Here is a 15,423-nt window from a genome sequence, read left to right as displayed (position 1 = left end):
CCTGTTCCGCAACGGAATAACTGATATCGATCAGAAGCCTCTACTGCCGGCTCGGCCCGTCCCTTAGCCTCACCGCATTCCTTTTCGCTGGATCGAGAACCCTATGACCGCCACAACTCACGCAATGACCCGAGGCATGGTGCTGCTGTTCGCTTTCTGCTGCGGCGCCATCGTTGCCAACATCTACTACGCCCAGCCGATCATCGGCCTGATCGCGCCGGACATCGGCCTGACCGACACCATGGCCAGTTTCATCGTGTCGCTGACCCAGATCGGCTATGCGCTGGGTCTGTTCTTCCTGGTGCCGCTGGCCGACCTGTTGGAAAACCGCCGTCTGATGATCATCACCACCGTGGTGGCGATTGCCAGCCTGCTGGGTGCGGCGTTTACCGATCAACCGAATGTGTTCCTGCTGATTTCGTTGCTGGTGGGTTTCAGCTCGGTGTCGGTGCAGGTGCTGATTCCACTGGCAGCGCATCTGGCGCCGGAGGAATCCCGTGGCCGGGTGGTCGGCGGGATCATGGGCGGTCTGTTGCTGGGGATTCTGCTGGCACGTCCGGTGTCGAGCGTGGTCGCCGACCATCTCGGCTGGCGGGCGATGTTCATGATTGCAGCAGCCTTGATGGCGGCGATCAGCGTGGTGCTGGTGTTGACCGTGCCCAAGCGCCAGCCGGATCACAGTGCTTCTTATGGTCAGTTGCTCGGATCGCTGTGGACGCTGCTGCGCAAGCAACCGGTGCTGCGTCAGCGGGCGTTTTACCAGGCCTGCATGTTCGCCACCTTCAGCCTGTTCTGGACCGCCGTGCCGCTGGAACTGGCACGCAACCATGGTCTGTCCCAGAGTGAAATCGCGATCTTCGCCCTGGTCGGCGCCATTGGTGCCATCGCAGCGCCGATCAGCGGACGCCTGGCCGATGCCGGCCACACACGCATCGCCTCGCTGCTGGCCATGCTGTTCGCCAGCCTGAGCTTCCTGCCCGCCTTCATCCATCCGGCCTACAGCGTGATCGGCCTGGCCGTGACCGGCGTGGTGCTCGACTTCTGCGTACAGATGAACATGGTGCTCGGCCAGCGCGCGGTCTACTCCCTCGACGCCAAAAGCCGCGGCCGCCTCAATGCGCTGTACATGACCAGCATCTTCGTCGGCGGCGCCTTCGGCTCCTCGGTGGCGAGTGCGGTGTACGAGCATGGCGGCTGGTTGTGGATCGTGATTGTTGGCAGTGCGTTTCCGCTGCTGGCGCTGGTGCGGTTTTTGAGTGCTTCGCAAAAGCCTGTTCTGGCAACTGCCTAGAAGCTGAAAAGCACTGCCGGATCGCTGATCCGACAGTGCTCGAGGCTCAATGCCGGACCAGTTTTTCCATGGCGGCATCTGCCAAAAAAGAGGAACGGCTTTTGACGTTGTGTTCACGCACGTAGCGGTCAATGCGCTGGATGACATAGCCGGGCAACGTCACATTGACCTTTTCGGTCTTGCCCATGTACGGCGAAATATCCAGCTCCAGCATGCCCCAACCCATGTCGGCAAAATCCGGATTGTTGCGATGGGCGGCCGCCGAAGTCGGCATCGGGATCGAGTCGCCATCAGTCGCGATCTCCTGCAGCATGATATGGGCAATCTCGACGGCCGCGTTGTAGGCATCCTCAAACGTATCCCCGGCGGTTACCGCGCCGGGAATGTCAGGGATTTGAATCCCGATGGCGGTGTTCTCGTCACCCCACTCGATGCAGATTGGGTATTGCATTGTGAATCTCCTGTGTCACTGGCTGGCGGGTTGTACAACCCGGCACGCCTTCTGATGCTCTTGACCGTCCCGACCGGCAAATCCTTTTCGGATGAGGGACGGGAATCGTGTATGGGTTGTAACGGTGCGTGAAGATGTGGTGACTGCCGGTTATCCGGTCCAGCGTCCAGCCTGCCTCCTCCAGCTCCTTGATCAATAGCCTGCTCTGCACCAACCGCCTCCTTGCTTCGGCTTAACAAAAGTAACCCTAGAGTTATCTTTACTCAAGCACAGAAATTCACAGCACGACGTTCGGTTGTTTTGCAGCATGTGATTGATGCAGTGGCCCGGCGAGCAGGCGATGGCGCTTCTCGCAAAGAAAGCTCAGGCGGTAAGGACTGGATACGAGTGAGGCATTGTTCATCACCCCAGACAGCAAAACGGCGATCCAAAGATCGCCGTTTTTCATTACTCCCCGAACTGTTTGCCCAGTCCCGCCGGTACGCCGTGGATGTTGGTTTCTTCCCACGGGCCGTTGGGGCTGATCGAGCGGCTCCAGCCGTTGTTCCAGCGATAGTAGGTGCGCTGGCGGTAGAAGGTGTTGGTCTGGTCGTCGAGCACATACACGCCCAGCTTCTGGTCCCAGTGGCTGTTGCCGCCCGGTGGCGGTGCGAAGCTGGCGGAGGTGCGCGGGACGGGTTTGGCGGGCTTGGCCGGAATCCCCGGTTTGCTCGGCGTCGGGCTGGTCGACGGGGTCGGGCTGGGTTGTGACGGCGGGATCGGCGGCAGCCTGGTGCTCGGCTCCGGTCGTTGCACCGCACATGCGCTCAAGCCCAGGGCCAGTGTGAGGACTGTGATTCGGGCGATGGCGTTCATGGCGGTGCGTTCCTGTTGGTTCCGGCTATTTGTCCGGGCTGTCGATGGTCAGTGTCTGTGGCGCGGTGGTGCTGCTGGCCAGAGGCCCGCTGCGACCGACCCACTCACCGGCGGTCGGCTGACCGGCACGGGAGATGCGCGCAACCAGTTGGACTTCGGGGAAGTTCGACAGTTTCAATTGCGGCATCATCGCGTCGGCATCGCCCAGTTCGACGGTCACCGGCAGATCGGCGACGGTCAGGCGCTTGGCCGCCAGCGGCGCCGGCGGGCCCGAGGTGGCGCGGGCAAAAATGAACACGCTGTCGCCCGGTTGCACCTTGCCTTTCAACTCGCTGGCCAGATCCACCCGCACTTTCAACAGCGCCGCCGCTTTCGCCGCCGGCGCCTGGGCAACCTTGCCGCCGCTGGCCTGCAGTTTTTCGGTGGCGCGGGCGATGCCGCCCTGCAGGGCCTCGCGGGATTTGTCCTGCGGCGGCAGTTGCGCCAGCAGACGGTTCCAGTAGTCGATCGCTTCCTGATAGCGCTCGCCTTCGAACGCGGCGATGCCCAGCAGGCCGAGGCTGGTGACTTCCTTCGGATCGGCTTTCAGCGCTTCATCGGTCAGCGCCTGCACCTTGTCCGACCATTTTTTGTTGTCGGCAAAGTACTGGGCCTGCGCCCACTGCCCCAGCAGCTCCGGCTGACGACCGGCGAGATTGACGGCGCGCTCGAACATCTTCGCCGCGTCCGCCGGACGATCCTGGGCCATGTAGGTGCGACCGAGGAAATACACGCCTTCAGCGGAATCCGGTTGCGCGGCGACTGCGCGCTCCAGACGCTGAGTCATCTCTTCCATCGACTGTGGCGCCTGGGCGAATTCCCGGGTCAGCTCGACCTTGTCGCTCGCGCCAAAGTGCAGGTACAGACCGAGGCCCAACACCGGCACCAGCACGGCCGCCAGCAAAGGCAGCGGCTTACCCAGACGCGACACCCGCGCCGGCGCCACACCTTCGGTATCGGCCAACAATTCACGGGCCGCTTCGGCACGGCCGCTGTCCATTTGCGCGGCATCGAGAACGCCTTCGGCCTGCTGCGATTGCAGTTCGGCGACGCGTTCCTGATACAGGGCGACGTTGAGAGCGGTTCGATCCTCTTCACGCTGGGCGCGACGTTCGCGTAGAACGGGGATCAGCAGAAAACTCAGGGCGACCAGAAGCAACAGCCCTGCGGCAAGCCAGAAATCAATCATTCTTGGTTTTTATCCAACAGTTGGTCGAGGCGCTGACGCTCTTCAGGGGACAGCGATTGCGGCGTCTCGGCGCGTTGCCCGCGACGGCGGCGGACGATCACGGCAATCACCACGAACCCGCCCAGCAACAAACCGGCCGGGCCGAACCAGAGCAACGCGGTCTTGGCATTGAGCGCCGGCTTGTAGCGGACGAAATCACCGTAGCGGTCGACCATGAAGTCGATGATCTGCTGATTGTCCTTGCCCTCGCCGAGCATGCGGAAAATCTCTTTGCGCAGGTCGGCGGCAATCGGCGCATTGGAATCGGCGATGTCCTGGTTCTGGCACTTGGGGCAGCGCAGCTCCTTGGTCAGTTCGCGAAAACGCTCGCGATCGCCTTCTTTGGCAAACTCGTAGGTGTCGATAGCGGCGTGGGCCACACCGGCCAGGCTCAAGCCCAGCACCATGGCAGCTAAAAAGCGCTTCATGGCTTGGCCTCATCGACCAGCGCCTGATATTTGGCCGCCAGCTTTTCCCGCCAGACCTGCTCGTCGATCACGCCGACGTACTTGTCGCGGATGATGCCCTTGGCGTCGATGAAGAAGGTTTCCGGCGCGCCGTAGACACCGAGGTTCAGGCCCAGGGAGCCTTCGTCATCGCGGATGTCGAGTTGATACGGATTGTGGAACTCGGCCAGCCACTTCAGCGCATCGGCGTTGGTGTCCTTGTAGTTGATGCCGTAGATCACCACGCCGCGCTCGGCGAGTTTGTTCAGCACCGGGTGCTCGACCCGGCAGGAAATGCACCAGGTGCCCCAGACGTTGACCAGCGCCGGTTTGCCGAGGATGTCAGCCTTGGTCAGGGTCTTGTCGCCCTGCACCGCCGGCAGGGAAAACTCCGGGAACGGTTTGCCGATCATCGCCGACGGCAGCTCCGCCGGATCCAGGTACAGACCGCGATAAAGAAATACCGCCACCAGCAAGAAAATCGCCAGTGGCACCAGCATCAACCAACGTCTCATGCAGCGGCTCCTTCCATGCCCAGCGCTTCACGCACTTTGGCTTTGACCTTGACTCGGTAACGCCGGTCCAGCGCCGCCAGCAGCCCGCCCAGGCCGGTCAGCAGACCGCCGAACCAGATCCAGCGTACGAACGGCTTCACATGCACCCGCACCGCCCAGGCACCGTCGCCCAGTGGTTCACCCAGCGCGACATAGAGGTCGCGGGTGAAGCCGGCGTCGATCCCGGCTTCGGTCATCATCGAACTCTGCACGGTGTACAGGCGTTTTTCCGGGTGCAGCACGCTGACTTCACGGCCATCGCGGATCACCCGGATGGTGCCCTTGTCGGAGGTGAAATTCGGGCCTTCGAAATGTTTGGCGCCTTCGAACACGAACTGATAACCGGCCAGGTCCATCGACTCGCCCGGTGCCAGACGCAGGTCACGTTCGGCACTGTTCTGGCTCGACAACACCACGCCCAGCGCGCAGACGGCGATACCGAGGTGGGCGAGTTGCATGCCCCAGTAACTGCGGGTCAGGGTCGGCAGGCCTTTGATCAGGCCTTTGTGGCGCGTCTTGTCGAAGATGTCGCGCACGCCGGCCAGCAACACCCAGGCCGCCAGCAGGAAGGTTGCGATCACCGCCCAGTTGAAATCGCCATAGGCAATACCGGCAACGACCGCCAGAGCGACGCTGCCCAACAGCACCGGGGTCAACATGTTGGCCAGCCATTTCACCGGGGTGTCTTTCCAGCGCACGATCACGCCGACCGCCATCACCACCATCAGCAGCGCCATCAACGGTATGAACAGTGCATTGAAGTACGGTGGGCCGACCGACAGCTTGGCGCCGCTGATAGCATCGAGGATCAGCGGATACAACGTGCCGAGCAGGATCATCGACGCGGCCACCACCAGCACCAGGTTGTTGCCCAGCAGCAGGGTTTCCCGCGACCACAGATTGAAGCCGACCTGGCTCTTGACCACCGGAGCGCGCAAGGCAAAGAGGGTCAGCGAACCACCGACCACGAACAGCAGGAAAATCAGGATGAACACGCCGCGCGCGGGATCGGAGGCAAACGCATGCACCGACGTCAGTACCCCGGAACGCACAAGGAAGGTCCCGAGCAGGCTCAGGGAAAACGCGGCAATCGCCAGCAACACCGTCCAGCTCTTGAACACACCACGTTTCTCGGTGACCGCCAACGAGTGAATCAGCGCAGTGCCCACCAGCCATGGCATGAAGGAGGCGTTTTCCACCGGGTCCCAGAACCACCAGCCCCCCCAACCGAGTTCGTAATAAGCCCACCACGAACCCAGGGTGATGCCGATACCCAGGAAGGCCCAGGCGACGATGGTCCACGGACGCGACCAGCGTGCCCACGTCGCATCGAGGCGACCGCCCAGCAGTGCGGCGATGGCGAAGGCGAAGGCCACCGAGAACCCGACATAACCCATGTACAGCATCGGCGGATGCACGATCAGGCCGATGTCCTGCAGCAACGGATTGAGGTCACGACCGTCGGCCGGAATCTGCGGCAGGATCCGCGAGAACGGGTTCGACGTGAGGATCAGGAACAACAGGAAACCGGTGCTGATCATGCCCATCACCGCCAGCACGCGAGCGAGCATGACTTGCGGCAACTGTCGGGAGAACACCGACACGGCGAAGGTCCAGCCGCCGAGGATCAACGCCCACAGCAGCAACGAACCTTCGTGGGCCCCCCACACCGCGCTGAACTTGTAGTACCACGGCAGCGCGCTGTTGGAATTCATCGCGACATAAGCCACGGAGAAATCGTCGGTCATGAACGCGTAGGTCAGGACGCCGAAGGCGAACAGCAAAAATGCGAATTGGCCCCACGCTGCCGGTTGAGCGAGGCCCATCCACAGACGATCACCGCGCCAGGCACCGAGCAACGGCACCACGGCCTGCACCAGCGCAAAACACAGCGCGAGAATCATGGCCAGATGGCCAAGCTCGGGAATGAAAATGGTGGATGTCATCGATCAACCCTCCTTCGCAGGGGTTGGCGCGGATTGACCGCTGTCCTTCAGGGCTTTGGTCACTTCCGGCGGCATGTATTTCTCGTCGTGCTTGGCCAGTACTTCATCGGCAACCACCACGCCATCGGCGTTGAGCTTGCCGAGCGCCACAATGCCCTGCCCTTCGCGGAACAGGTCCGGGAGGATCCCGCGATAAGTAATGGTCACGGACTTGTTGAAGTCGGTGACCACGAATTTGACGTCCAGCGAATCCGGGGAACGTTGCAGCGAACCTTTCTCGACCATGCCGCCGGCGCGGATGCGGGTGTCCTGCGGCGCTTCGCCGTTGGCGATCTGGGTCGGGGTGTAAAACAGGTTGATGTTCTGCTGCAGGGCGCTCAGGGCCAGGCCGACGGCAGCGCCGACCCCGACCAGAATTGCCAGGATGATGATCAAGCGTTTTTTGCGCAGCGGATTCACTTGCCGTTCTCCCGGCGCAGACGACGCGCCTCTTGTTGCAGATAACGCTTGCGGGCCGCGATCGGCGCCGCCACGTTGAGGATCAGTACCGCCAGACAGATGCCGTAGGCCGACCAGACATACAGGCCGTGATGGCCCATGGCGAGGAAGTCGCCGAATGACGCGAAACTCATCGAGCGGCCTCCAGGCTGTTCTGCACTTCTTCTTTCACCCAACTGGCGCGGGCTTCGCGCTTGAGCACTTCAAGGCGCATGCGCAGCAACAGCACGGCGCCAAAGAAGCAATAGAAACCCAGCACCGTCAGCAGCAGTGGCAGCCACATCTCGACGGGCATGGCCGGTTTTTCGGTGAGGGTGAACGTCGCGCCCTGGTGCAGGGTGTTCCACCACTCCACCGAGTATTTGATGATCGGAATGTTGATCACACCGACGATGGCCAGCACCGCGCAGGCCTTGGCGGCGCTGTCGCGATTGCTGATGGCGTTGCCCAGCGCGATCACGCCGAAATACAGAAACAGCAGAATCAGCATCGAGGTCAGCCGCGCGTCCCAGACCCACCACGAACCCCAGGTCGGCTTGCCCCAGATCGCCCCGGTGACCAGCGCCACGGCGGTCATCCACGCGCCGATCGGCGCGGCGCATTGCAGGGCGACGTCGGCCAGTTTCATCTTCCACACCAGCCCGACCACACCGCACACCGCCAGCATCACGTAGATCGACTGAGCGAGCATCGCTGCGGGTACGTGGATATAGATGATGCGAAAGCTGTTGCCTTGCTGATAGTCCGGCGGCGCGAAGGCCAGGCCCCAGACGACGCCGACAGCGATCAGCAGCAACGCTGCAATGCTCAGCCACGGCAGGAACTTGCTGCTGATGCCGTAGAACCACTTGGGCGAGCCGAGCTTGTGAAACCAGGTCCAGTTCATACTGTTTCCATCACGGGTGCCGCTCATCGGTGTGAGCAGTCTCAGGGTCTTTGCTGGTTAAATTTTAACCAGACCTCATTATTCGCCGACGCTGATCTTCAGGCCAGCAGCTATTGCAAAGGGTGTCAGGGTTATCGCCAGGGCGGTCAGGCTACCAAGCCACAACAGATAACCAATCGCCGGCATCCCCTGCAACGCCGCCTGCAAGGCGCCACTGCCCAGGATCAACACCGGGATGTACAACGGCAGAATCAGCAGCGCCAGCAACAGGCCACCGCGCTTCAGACCGACCGTCAGCGCCGCGCCCACCGCGCCGAGCAAACTCAGCACCGGTGTACCCAGCAGCAACGAAAGCAGCAATACCGGCAGACACGCAGCCGGCAACCCGAGCATCAACGCCAGTAACGGCGAGAGCAAAACCAGTGCCAGCCCGGAAAAAAGCCAGTGTGCCAGCACCTTGGCCAATACCAGAAGTGGCAGGGGGTGCGGCGAAAGGACCCACTGTTCGAGGGATCCGTCTTCGAAATCACTGCGGAAAAGCCCGTCCAGCGAGAGCAGGACCGACAAAAGTGCCGCCACCCAGACTAACCCCGGGGACAAGTTTTGCAATACTTGAGTTTCCGGTCCGACGGCCAGCGGGAACAGCGCGATGACGATGGCGAAGAAAATCAGCGGATTGGCCAGCTCCGCCGGGCGGCGGAACAGCAGTCGGGATTCACGGGCAACCAGCAGGCCGAACACACTCATACCGCCCAATTCCCCAGATCGATGTCGCGATAACCGGCCGGCATCCGGCTCAAGGTGTGGTGCGTGGTGAGCACCACCAGCCCTCCCCGTTCGCAGTGCCCGGCCAGGTGTTCTTCAAGCTGTGCCACGCCCTGCTTGTCGAGGGCGGTGAAGGGTTCGTCGAGAATCCACAACGGCGGGCTGTCCAGATACAACCGCGCCAGCGCCACGCGGCGCTGCTGGCCGGCAGACAGACTATGGCAGGGAACATCCTCGAAACCACGCAATCCAACCGCCGCCAGGGCCTGCCAGATGGCGTCGCGTTCGGCGGGTTGATGCAGGGCGCAGAGCCAGGCGAGGTTTTCTTCCGGCGTAAGCAAGTCCTTGATCCCGGCGGCGTGACCGATCCACAACAGGTTGCGCGCCAGTTCGCTGCGTTGCTCGCCCAGCGGCTTGCCGTTGAGCAGCACCTGACCGTCGGTCGGCTGCATCAGGCCGGCCAGCAAGCGCAACAAGCTGGTCTTGCCGCTGCCGTTGGGGCCGCTGATCTGCACCATATCGCCACTGGCCAGTCTCAATTCGAGATTGTCGAAGAGCAGTCTGAGATCACGTTCACACGCGAGGGCAACGGTTTGCAGGACAGGACTGGTCAAGGGATCACGGGCCTTATACGGTTCAAGTCGGCTCTGGCGCGGCCGTTAAAGAGTTGCAGCATAAATGCAATGACGGCTCAATCCAGAGAGCTGCGTCAAACAATTGCTATGTTTTTTGAACGAATGGAAGGACGGGCGGCATTATACATGGCGTCCCCCGCTCTCCCGAGCGCATTTTCCTCAGGTTGTGTCCGCGTATGACAGGCGAAATGAACATCCTCCCGCTCCCGCCCGCCACCCCGGCGACCGCTCGCCCGCAGGTGGGTGAGCTGTTGAAGTTACTGACGCCGGTCGACGGGCTGATTGCCGCCGGCCAGAGCGCCAAGGCCGAGGTGTTGTCGCTCAAGCAGGCGGATCAGACCTTTCAATTGCTGCTCAAGGTGACACTGGACAGCGGCCGTCAGACCACCGTGCAAGCCACCAGCAATCTGCCGCTGCCTCAGGGCACCAGCCTGGCGATCACCCAGCCGTCGGCGGGCAATCTGGCGATCACCGTGCAACAGGCCATCGCCAGCAGCGTCGCCACCCTCACCCGCATCGACACCGCGCAATTGCCGGTCGGCACGCTGCTGCAAGGCAAGGTGCTGACGGCTCAGGTCTTGCCGCAGGTTCCGGGGCAACCGACGGTTTACCGCTCGATGGTCAGCCTGCTCAACACCGCGCTCAGCGGCAGCACCCTGAGCATCGACAGCCCGCAACCGTTGCGCATCGGCACCCTGCTGTCGGCGCTGGTGCAAGACTCGCAGACCCTGAAGTTCCTGCCGCTGAGCAATCGCCAGGAACAACTGGCGGTCAGCCAGCAACTGGTCAGTCAGCAAAGCCGTCAGGGTTCGCTCGACGGCTTGCTGAAAATGCTCCAGAGCCTGCCGCCCGCCACTGATCAGACGTCCCGGGATTTGCGCGCCGCCGTGGACAGGCTGCTCGCCAACCTGCCGGACGTGCAGCAACTGAGCACCCCAAAAGGTCTGGCCCAGGCGCTGGCCAACAGCGGTGTGTTTTTGGAGACCAAACTGCTGACCGGACAGAACCCGACGCTGGTTCCGGACATGAAAGCCGATCTGCTCAAGCTGATCGCCCAGCTCACCCCCGGCCTGCCGGGCAACACCAACCTGAACGCGATCATCGCTGCCAACACCCTGGCCCAGGCGCTACCGAGTTTCGTGCGCAACGCCCTCGGCATGCTCGGTCAGGTCAGCGCGAAACCGGTACCAAGCAGCTTCCCGCTGCCCGACCGGTTGCTGCAAAGTCTGGAAGGCGAAGGCGATCTGGAGCATCTGCTGCGCCTCGCCGCAGCCGCCGTGTCACGCCTGCAGAGTCATCAGCTGTCGAGCCTGGAGCAGACCGGCGTCACCGACGACGGCCGCCTGCTCAGCACCTGGCAACTGGAAATCCCGATGCGCAACCTGCAGGACATCGTGCCGCTGCAGGTCAAGTTCCAGCGCGAAGAAGCGCCGCAGAACCAGGAATCGAACGAGCAGCGCCGCGATGAACGGGAACCGAAACAACAACTGTGGCGCGTCGATCTGGCGTTCGACATGGAACCGCTGGGGCCGATGCAGATTCAGGCACAGTTGATAAGCGGCAGCCTGTCCAGCCAGTTATGGGCCGAGCGGCCGTACACCGCGAGCCTGATCGAAAGCAATCTGACCGCACTGCGCCAGCGTCTGCTGGATTCCGGGCTGAATGTCGGCGACCTCGACTGCCACCTCGGCACCCCGCCGCAAGGCATCCAAACCCGCCTCGAACACCGCTGGGTCGACGAAACCGCATGAATGACACCACCGCTCCACGCCAGGCCATCGCCCTCAAATACGACGGCAGCCACGCCCCGACCCTCACCGCCAAGGGCGACGAAGAACTGGCCGAAGAAATCCTGCGGATCGCCCGCGACTGTGAAGTACCGATCTACGAGAACGCCGAACTGGTGAAGTTGCTGGCGCGCATGGAACTGGGCGACAGCATTCCTGAAGAGCTGTACCGCACGATCGCCGAAATCATCGCGTTTGCCTGGAACCTCAAGGGCAAGTTCCCGGCGGGACACAATCCGGATGCGCCGATGGTCGAGAAGGACGTCACCGAACGCGGCGACGATTATTGAGACTTCAAAGACGCCTTCGCGAGCAAGCTCGCTCCCACATTGGTTCGGCGTACACCGATCTAATGTGGGAGCGAGCTTGCTCGCGAATAGGCCATCAGCTTGAGCGCAAAAATCAGTTCTTGTGCAGCTTGCGCATCAACTCCGCCTCAGCCTGGGTCAACCCGCAGGACTGGGTCAGCTCATCAACACTCGCGCCCATCCCCACCAGCTTCGCCGCCTGGGCGAATGACAGGCTGGAAGGATCGCGCTGTTCGAGCTGGGAGATTTTGTCCGGGATCGGACCGACGACCGAGCGCAGCTCGTGCAGGGCTTCGCCCATGCGCACGTTGCCGTTCTGGTAATCGTCGACACGCTTGGCCAGGTCCTTGATGCGCTGATCACGCAGCGCATCGCCCTGGGCCTGTTGCGCAGCGATCACGCGCTGCGCCTTGATGTACGCCAGAAACATCGCCAGCGTGCCTGCCCAGAACAGGAACAGGACAATGACCGCTACCTCCAGAATCAATCAGATGTTCTCCAGTTCCGACCATTCTTCTTCAGTCATCATCTTGTCCAGCTCGACCAGGATCAGCAACTCGTTGTTCTTGTTGCATACGCCCTGGATGAACTTGGCCGACTCTTCGTTACCGACGTTCGGTGCGGTCTCGATTTCCGACTGACGCAGGTAAACCACTTCAGCCACGCTGTCGACCATGATGCCGACCACTTGCTTGTCGGCTTCGATGATGACGATACGGGTGTTGTCGCTGATCTCGCCGCTCATCAGGCCGAAGCGCTGACGGGTATCGATCACGGTCACCACGTTGCCGCGCAGGTTGATGATGCCCAGCACGTAGCTTGGCGCACCCGGAACGGGAGCGATCTCGGTGTAGCGCAGGACTTCCTGAACGCGCATCACGTTGATGCCGTAAGTTTCGTTGTCCAGCTTGAAGGTCACCCATTGCAGGATCGGATCTTCGGAACCCTTTGCCGCCGTAGCCTTGTCGTTCATACCCTAGCCCCTCGAAAAACCGCGCCTGGCGGTGTGTGTTTCGTTCGCCGGCATTTGAATGCCGGTACTGTCTTTATGTCGGTTTGTGGTTCGGCTTACTGCCGGACATGTGCTTTGCCCCACCGCTGGCAATCAACTCGGCCAGAGCGGAGACATCGAGCAAGGCGCACATGTGTTCAATCACCGTGCCGGCGAGCCATGGCCGCTGACCCCGCTGACTTCTCCATTTGATTTCATTCGGGTCCAGGCGCAGCGAGCGACTGACCTGATGCACCGCCAGGCCCCACTCGTAACCCTGAACCGAAATCACGTATTGCAGACCCTGACGGAAGTCATCGCGATAGCGATCCGGCATGACCCAGCGCGCGGTGTCCAGCACCTTAAGGTTCCCGGCCTGGCTCGGCAGAATGCCGAGGAACCACTCCGGCTGACCGAACAGTGGCGTCAGTTCGTGGCCGGCCAGCGAATAGATCGAGCCCAGGCACACCAGCGGCACCGCCAGCGTCAGCCCGGCCACGTCGAACAGCAGGCACTCGAACGCTTCCGACGCCCAGGCCGGACGGCCATCGGTTTCCACCGGTGGCGGCGTATTGCTGGGTGGCAGATGCACTTCGACCAGCGGCGCCACCAGGGTCGGCTCGACCGAGGCTGGCGCAGGCGCTTCAGGCGCGGGCTCTGGCACCGCCGGAGCCGGAGGGCTTTGCAGAAGCTGGGATTGCAGCAGCGGTGCCAGGGTCGAAACCACGCGCACCGGTTCAGGCTCTTTGATCAACGTCGCAGGTGCCTTCGCCACCACAGCGGCAGGCGCTACGACCGGGGCGACCGGCCGGGCGGCTTTTTGCGCATCCCGGGCCTGCTCTTCAAGCACGGCAGCCTGGAATTCATCGAGTGCCGCAGCAGTTTCGACCTCCTCGGCCGGCGCTGCGATTTCCTGCTCGACCTCGTCTGTCACTTCCTGCAGCAAGCTGTCCAGATAGGACTGCACAGCCAGTTGCGGACGCGAAGTCAGTTTGATCGGCCGATTCATGCTCAAGCCACCTGCGGAACGAGTTGCTGCGCCAGCAGATGCTTGAGCAGTGCGCGGTAAGCCAGCACGCCACGGCTCTTGCCGTCGAACTGCGAAGGGGTGACACCGGCACGACTGGCGTCGCGCAGACGGGTATCGACCGGGATGTAACCCTGCCAGATCTCGTCGGGGAATTTGTCGCGCAGCACGCGCAAGGTGCCCATCGACGCCTGAGTGCGGCGGTCGAACAGGGTCGGCACGATGCTGAACGGCAGCGCCTGTTTGCGCGAGCGGTTGATCATCGCCAGGGTGTTGACCATGCGTTCCAGGCCTTTGACGGCCAGGTGCTCGGTCTGAACCGGGATCACCAGTTGCTGACTGGCGGCCAAGGCGTTGACCATCAGCACGCCGAGCAATGGCGGGCTGTCGATGATCGCGTAATCGAAGTCCTGCCACAGCTGCGCCAGACTCTTGGCGATCACCAGGCCCAGGCCACTCTGCCCCGGCGACTGGCGCTCGAGGGTGGCCAGCGCGGTGCTCGACGGCAACAGGGAAATGCGTTCATCGCTGGTGGACAGCAGCAACTGGCCCGGCAGGCCTTGCGGCACGCCGCCCTTGTGCAGAAACAGGTCGTAGTTGCTGTGTTCCAGGCTGTCGGGGTCGTAACCGAAATAGCTGGTCATCGAGCCGTGCGGGTCGAGATCGACCACGACCACGCGCTTGCCCGCCTCTGCCAGCAAACCGGCTAAAGCGATGGAAGAAGTGGTTTTACCAACACCACCCTTTTGATTGGCGACTGCCCAGACTCTCATTCAGATCGTTCCTCCCGGCCGGGATACTCGGCCGAGACATGGTTCAGCGTATTAATGCGGGCGACGGAGAATTGACGGCACTCTCGCGTCCCGGCGTCTTGACCGGGGTCGGTGCAGTTTGTGTGCCAGCACGCTTCAACGCGGCGTCCGGTGTTGCATTGGCGGTTCCGGTGCCGGTCAGGCTGCGGCGCACATCGAGATTGCGCGACACCACCAGCACCACGCGACGGTTCTTCGCCCGGCCTTCGGCCGTGGCGTTGTTGGCAACCGGCTGAAATTCGCCGTAGCCCACCGAGGCCAGACGCCCAGGGTTCACGCCCTGCATCGCCAGCATGCGCACGATGCTCGCCGAACGCGCCGAGGACAATTCCCAGTTGGTCGGGTACTGCGCGGTGCGGATCGGTTGATCGTCGGTGAAGCCTTCGACGTGGATCGGGTTATCGAACGGTTTGAGGATCGCCGCGACCTTGTCGATGATGTTGAACGCGATGTCGCTCGGCATCGCATCACCGCTGCCGAACAACAGGCTGGAGTTGAGTTCGATCTCGACCCACAGTTCGTTGCCGCGCACGGTCATCTGGTTGCTTGCGATCAGGTCGCCGAATGCGGCGCTGATGTCATCGGCGATGCTTTTGAGCGGATCGCTGGCCCCGGCGATGCCGGCGTCGACCTGTTCGGCGTCCTTGACCAGCGGCTTGGCCGGGGTCACGGTCTTCGGTCGTTCTTCACCGATCGGAATCGGCTTGAGCGCGCGGTCGGAGTCGGTGAAGACCCCGATCAGCGCTTCGGAGATGATCTTGTACTTGCCTTCGTTGATCGACGAGATGGAGTACATCACCACGAAAAAGGCAAAGAGCAAGGTGATGAAGTCGGCGTAGGAAACCAGCCAACGTTCATGGTTTACGTGCTCTTCATGCTGGCGACGACGTGCCATGAGGTTAGT

At 62.2% G+C, this 15,423-nt stretch carries 20 protein-coding genes and 1 pseudogene; 3 read left to right on the top strand and 18 right to left on the bottom strand.

Going from position 1 to position 15,423, the window contains the following annotated elements:
• The first annotated feature begins 103 nt into the window (after nucleotides 1-103).
• A complete protein-coding gene (locus AC1MDC_RS20060; protein WP_085703353.1) occupies nucleotides 104-1,291 on the top strand; it encodes an MFS transporter in 1,188 nt (395 codons plus the stop codon).
• A 46-nt stretch (nucleotides 1,292-1,337) separates the two neighbouring features.
• Here the strand turns inward: AC1MDC_RS20060 and AC1MDC_RS20055 are convergent, their stop codons facing one another.
• The 13 genes and pseudogenes from AC1MDC_RS20055 to ccmA form a co-directional block, all read right to left on the bottom strand.
• Nucleotides 1,338-1,742, bottom strand: coding sequence for a type II toxin-antitoxin system HicB family antitoxin (locus tag AC1MDC_RS20055; RefSeq protein ID WP_085703352.1), 405 nt, complete (start codon nucleotides 1,740-1,742; stop codon nucleotides 1,338-1,340).
• A gap of 5 nt (nucleotides 1,743-1,747) precedes the next feature.
• Nucleotides 1,748-1,953, bottom strand: a pseudogene (locus AC1MDC_RS20050) (type II toxin-antitoxin system HicA family toxin); the annotation flags it as partial.
• Between the two features lie 66 nt (nucleotides 1,954-2,019).
• Nucleotides 2,020-2,190: a hypothetical protein gene (locus tag AC1MDC_RS20045; protein ID WP_170929746.1), complete on the bottom strand. Its 171-nt coding sequence runs from the start codon at nucleotides 2,188-2,190 to the stop codon at nucleotides 2,020-2,022.
• The gene (locus AC1MDC_RS20040; protein WP_085682968.1) at nucleotides 2,190-2,597 is read right to left on the bottom strand and encodes a hypothetical protein; all 408 of its coding nucleotides are present in this window, start codon (nucleotides 2,595-2,597) and stop codon (nucleotides 2,190-2,192) included. The genes AC1MDC_RS20045 and AC1MDC_RS20040 overlap by 1 nt, the downstream gene beginning before the upstream one ends.
• A gap of 25 nt (nucleotides 2,598-2,622) precedes the next feature.
• Nucleotides 2,623-3,825, bottom strand: a complete 1,203-nt coding sequence (ccmI, locus tag AC1MDC_RS20035) for a c-type cytochrome biogenesis protein CcmI (RefSeq protein ID WP_085699414.1) — start codon at nucleotides 3,823-3,825, stop codon at nucleotides 2,623-2,625.
• Entirely contained in the window at nucleotides 3,822-4,292 is a 471-nt protein-coding gene (locus AC1MDC_RS20030; protein ID WP_011333089.1) for a cytochrome c-type biogenesis protein, read from the bottom strand. Before AC1MDC_RS20030 ends, ccmI begins: the two co-directional genes overlap by 4 nt.
• Nucleotides 4,289-4,825, bottom strand: a complete 537-nt coding sequence (locus AC1MDC_RS20025; protein WP_011333088.1) for a DsbE family thiol:disulfide interchange protein — start codon at nucleotides 4,823-4,825, stop codon at nucleotides 4,289-4,291. The genes AC1MDC_RS20030 and AC1MDC_RS20025 overlap by 4 nt, the downstream gene beginning before the upstream one ends.
• Nucleotides 4,822-6,810 carry a heme lyase CcmF/NrfE family subunit gene (locus tag AC1MDC_RS20020; RefSeq protein ID WP_480393545.1) on the bottom strand — a complete coding sequence of 663 codons (1,989 nt, stop codon included), beginning with the start codon at nucleotides 6,808-6,810 and terminating at the stop codon, nucleotides 4,822-4,824. The genes AC1MDC_RS20025 and AC1MDC_RS20020 overlap by 4 nt, the downstream gene beginning before the upstream one ends.
• A gap of 3 nt (nucleotides 6,811-6,813) precedes the next feature.
• Nucleotides 6,814-7,269, bottom strand: a complete 456-nt coding sequence (gene ccmE / locus AC1MDC_RS20015) for a cytochrome c maturation protein CcmE (protein WP_085699419.1) — start codon at nucleotides 7,267-7,269, stop codon at nucleotides 6,814-6,816.
• Nucleotides 7,266-7,442 (bottom strand): heme exporter protein CcmD, encoded by a 177-nt coding sequence (ccmD, locus tag AC1MDC_RS20010; protein ID WP_011333085.1) that lies wholly within the window; start codon nucleotides 7,440-7,442, stop codon nucleotides 7,266-7,268. The genes ccmE and ccmD overlap by 4 nt, the downstream gene beginning before the upstream one ends.
• Complete coding sequence (locus AC1MDC_RS20005) at nucleotides 7,439-8,194, bottom strand: heme ABC transporter permease (protein ID WP_085699421.1); 756 nt, start codon at nucleotides 8,192-8,194, stop codon at nucleotides 7,439-7,441. The genes ccmD and AC1MDC_RS20005 overlap by 4 nt, the downstream gene beginning before the upstream one ends.
• 78 nt (nucleotides 8,195-8,272) lie before the next feature.
• On the bottom strand, nucleotides 8,273-8,941 hold the full coding sequence (gene ccmB, locus AC1MDC_RS20000; RefSeq protein ID WP_007959235.1) for a heme exporter protein CcmB: 669 nt from the start codon (nucleotides 8,939-8,941) through the stop codon (nucleotides 8,273-8,275).
• A complete protein-coding gene (ccmA, locus tag AC1MDC_RS19995; RefSeq protein WP_007959232.1) occupies nucleotides 8,938-9,573 on the bottom strand; it encodes a cytochrome c biogenesis heme-transporting ATPase CcmA in 636 nt (211 codons plus the stop codon). Before ccmA ends, ccmB begins: the two co-directional genes overlap by 4 nt.
• A 197-nt stretch (nucleotides 9,574-9,770) precedes the next feature.
• Here ccmA and fliK point away from each other — a divergent pair, with 197 nt between their 5' ends.
• Together fliK and AC1MDC_RS19985 are read left to right on the top strand one after the other, a co-directional pair.
• On the top strand, nucleotides 9,771-11,345 hold the full coding sequence (gene fliK, locus AC1MDC_RS19990) for a flagellar hook-length control protein FliK (protein ID WP_480393544.1): 1,575 nt from the start codon (nucleotides 9,771-9,773) through the stop codon (nucleotides 11,343-11,345).
• A complete protein-coding gene (locus AC1MDC_RS19985) occupies nucleotides 11,342-11,671 on the top strand; it encodes an EscU/YscU/HrcU family type III secretion system export apparatus switch protein (protein ID WP_007959228.1) in 330 nt (109 codons plus the stop codon). The genes fliK and AC1MDC_RS19985 overlap by 4 nt, the downstream gene beginning before the upstream one ends.
• A gap of 112 nt (nucleotides 11,672-11,783) precedes the next feature.
• Here AC1MDC_RS19985 and AC1MDC_RS19980 read toward each other — a convergent pair whose 3' ends face one another.
• The 5 genes from AC1MDC_RS19980 to motD form a co-directional block, all read right to left on the bottom strand.
• A complete protein-coding gene (locus AC1MDC_RS19980) occupies nucleotides 11,784-12,176 on the bottom strand; it encodes a DUF2802 domain-containing protein (protein WP_085699425.1) in 393 nt (130 codons plus the stop codon).
• Nucleotides 12,177-12,662 carry a chemotaxis protein CheW gene (locus AC1MDC_RS19975; RefSeq protein ID WP_065260749.1) on the bottom strand — a complete coding sequence of 162 codons (486 nt, stop codon included), beginning with the start codon at nucleotides 12,660-12,662 and terminating at the stop codon, nucleotides 12,177-12,179.
• Between the two features lie 73 nt (nucleotides 12,663-12,735).
• A complete protein-coding gene (locus AC1MDC_RS19970; RefSeq protein WP_480393543.1) occupies nucleotides 12,736-13,689 on the bottom strand; it encodes a CheW domain-containing protein in 954 nt (317 codons plus the stop codon).
• 2 nt (nucleotides 13,690-13,691) lie between these two features.
• Nucleotides 13,692-14,480 (bottom strand): ParA family protein, encoded by a 789-nt coding sequence (locus AC1MDC_RS19965; protein WP_011333076.1) that lies wholly within the window; start codon nucleotides 14,478-14,480, stop codon nucleotides 13,692-13,694.
• Nucleotides 14,481-14,523: 43 nt separating this feature from the next.
• The gene (gene motD / locus AC1MDC_RS19960; RefSeq protein WP_085699430.1) at nucleotides 14,524-15,414 is read right to left on the bottom strand and encodes a flagellar motor protein MotD; all 891 of its coding nucleotides are present in this window, start codon (nucleotides 15,412-15,414) and stop codon (nucleotides 14,524-14,526) included.
• Nucleotides 15,415-15,423 lie beyond the last annotated feature (9 nt).

Source organism: Pseudomonas sp. 1 (assembly GCF_056626735.1).
Note: the sequence above shows the minus strand (reverse complement) of the source record. Positions and strands in the feature narration are given on the sequence as shown.